Below are 2,820 nucleotides of genomic sequence, written 5' to 3' on the forward strand. Positions count from 1 at the left end.
TGGGGTGAGCGGCGCTCAGCGGCTGGCCCAGGCGCGCCAGAGGCGGGTGTACTCCCCTTCGGCCACCAGCAACTCCGCATGCGGACCGAGTTCCACAATCCGCCCGTCAATCACCACCGCCACCCTGTCGGCGGCCGCGGCCGTGTCCAGTCGGTGAGCGATTGCCACCACGGTACGCCCAGCCAGGACAGCATCCAGCGAGCGCTCGGCGGATCGGGCGACGCTCGGATCCAACAGGCTGGTGGCCTCATCCAGCACGAGTGTGGCCGGGTCCATCAGCACGATGCGAGCCAGTGCCACCTGTTGGGCCTGCCCAGGAGTCAGCTGCGCGCCGCCGGCGCCGACAAGGGTCTCCAAGCCGTCGGACAGACCCCCCACCCAGTCATCAGCCCCCACTACTTCCAGTGCTCGCTTGAGCTCGGCGTCGGTGGCGTCGGTGCGCGCCAGTCGCAGGTTGTCCGCCAGGCTGCAGGCGAAGACGTGGTGCTCCTGGGTCACGAGTGCCACCTCGCGGTGCAGGGCGTCCTCCGTGAGCGCGGTCAGGTCGATTCCATCGCCGTCCTCACCGTCACCCACCGTAACCCGCCCGCGGGTGGGCGGGTGAACGCCGGCGAGCATGCGGCCGAGCGTGGACTTGCCCGAGCCGGACGGGCCGACCACGGCCAGTCGCTCCCCCGGGATCAGCTCCAGATCGACGTCATGCAGGACGTCGTGTCCGGGCCGGTAGGCGTATGAGACGCCGCGCGCACGCGGTGGCCGACCCGTGACCGCCCCGCTGGTGGCATCCCGGTCGGGGCGTACCAATTCCACACCCACGATCCGGGACATGGCCGCACCCGCCGACTGCAGGGAGTCGATCCAGTAAGTCACCTCCGAAACGGGTGTGCGCAACTGGATGGCGTACAGCGCCACCGTGGTTATGGCCCCGAGAGTGACGGCACCACGGCCGGCCAACCAGGCGCCCCAGGCGACGACGGCGATCACCGGCACGAATGACCCCAGCCCCAACGCGGTTAGCAGGACGATGCGCAGCCAAAGTGTGTACTGCTCGGTGGACCAGACCTCGATCGTGGCGCGATCCAGGATGCGGTTGCGGCGCGCCCCGAGCGCGTGAGCGTCAACGGTGTCGGCCTGGTCGGCGGTTTCGGCGATGACGCCGTCGACCTCGGCCCACATGGCGTTCATGGCCCGGTAGGCGGGCACCGCATGCCGCAGGTACCAGTGCCACACCGGCACCACAGCCAGCAGCGGCACGATCATGGCGGGACTGAGCCTTGGGGAGGTGATCACTGCGGCGACGACGATCGTAAGCAGCGTCAGCACGATCACCAGGATCTGGCTGACACCCCGCTGGACGACGTTGCGGATGGACTCCAGGTCGCGGCCGGTGCGCCCCAACAGGTCACCGGTGCCGGCGGACTCGACCACCGACAGCGGCAGGTGCATGGCAGAACCGACCAGACGCTCACGCAGCTCGGCGAAGACCCGCTCCCCCAGTACGCGGGCCAGGTACTCGCCGCAGCCGGTCAGGACGGCGTTTCCTATCGCCAGGGCGATGACGACGGCGATGAGCCCCTGCAGCCGCCCGGCCACGGAGGCGGCCGCAGCGCCCTCGGCGCCTGCCACCAGATCCACCATGTCTCCGAGCACCCGCGGGATGCCCACCGCGGCCAGGGCGGCCAACAGCTGGAGAGTGGTTACGGCGGCCACGGCGCCCTTGTGCTCCCTGATCAACTCGAGGGCGCGACGGCGTACGGCAACGGCGTCGGCCACGGGCAGGCGCCGGTTCATTGCCTCCCTCCCGCCTCGACCCCGCGTTCGACGACGGCCCGGTAGGCGTCCAGCGCGCTCAGCTCGTGGTGGGTGCCGCGCGCGATTTCACGCACCTGCGCCGCGACGACGTCGAGCAGCACCACTTCATCGCAGCGGCCCAGCAGCAGCGGAGAAGCGGTGACGACGATGGTGGTGAGTCCGCGGCGGTCTTCGCGCAGTCGCCGGGCCACCAGATCCTCGGTATGGGAGTCCAGGGCGCTGGTGGGCTCTACCAGCACCAGAACGGGCGCACGGCGAGCGACGGCGCGGGCCAGGGCCAGGCGCTGACGCTGCCCACCGGAGACGTTGCGGGCCTTCTCGGTGAGTTGACCGTCCAGGCCGCCGAGGGAGTCCAGGGCGTCGCCCGCCGCGGCGACGTCGAGGGCATGTTCGGCGCGCTCCCGCTGGGCGGGGGTCAGTGGCGGCGCACCTCCTCCAGCGGCGGGTCCTTCGTCGCCGTGGGCGCCGGCCAGTGCGCCGGAGCGGATGACGTCGGCGGTCGAGCGCGGACCGGACAGCGGGATCTCGTCGCCGAGGATCTCCTCGGCTAGCGTCCCGGCGAAGACCTCGGCGTGGGCGCCGGAGAAGACGATGGTGCGGCGCACCTCCTCCAGCGGAACCGTCCGCAGATCGGTGCCGCCGAGCGCGACGGGGCCGTCGGCGTCGTCGGCGCGGCCCAGACGCACGGCCAGGGAGGCGGCCCGGGCGGGGTCGGCGCACACCAGGGCGGTCATCCGCCCGCCTGGCAGCACCACCCCGGAGGTGAGGTCGGTCAGGTCGCCGGTCGGGTCCAGGTGCGTCCCGGGGACGATGCCGGCGTCGTCGGTGAGTGGCTCGACCGCCTCAATGCGGGCCACCTTGCGGGCGCCCACCCAGGCGCGGGTGGAGAACTGGATCAGGTCGGCCATCACGCCCAGCGGCCCCACTAGGAAGGCGGTGTAGCCGTAGAAGGTGATCAGTTGGCCGGGGGTGATGGCGCCGGTCAGGGCCGCGCGGGCGCCCGCGCCG

2 protein-coding genes are annotated in these 2,820 nt (G+C 71.7%); both read right to left on the minus strand.

Features of this window, described 5'->3' with window-relative positions; all coding sequences use genetic code 11:
- Positions 1-15: 15 nt before the first annotated feature.
- Positions 16-1,791, minus strand: a complete 1,776-nt coding sequence (locus tag GZ997_RS09560; RefSeq protein ID WP_162679721.1) for an ABC transporter ATP-binding protein — start codon at positions 1,789-1,791, stop codon at positions 16-18.
- A partial coding sequence (locus tag GZ997_RS09565) for an ABC transporter ATP-binding protein (RefSeq protein WP_162679722.1) occupies positions 1,788-2,820 on the minus strand: 1,033 nt, incomplete at its 5' end. The genes GZ997_RS09565 and GZ997_RS09560, both read right to left, overlap by 4 nt.

The sequence above is a fragment of the Actinomyces sp. 565 genome (assembly GCF_010365615.1).
Taxonomy (GTDB): domain Bacteria; phylum Actinomycetota; class Actinomycetes; order Actinomycetales; family Actinomycetaceae; genus Actinomyces.

What these genes read in the sequence shown, in the direction of transcription:
- GZ997_RS09560 (WP_162679721.1), bottom strand. Translation starts at nt 1,791, where the DNA reads ATGAACCGGCGCCTGCCCGTGGCCGACGCCGTTGCCGTACGCCGTCGC.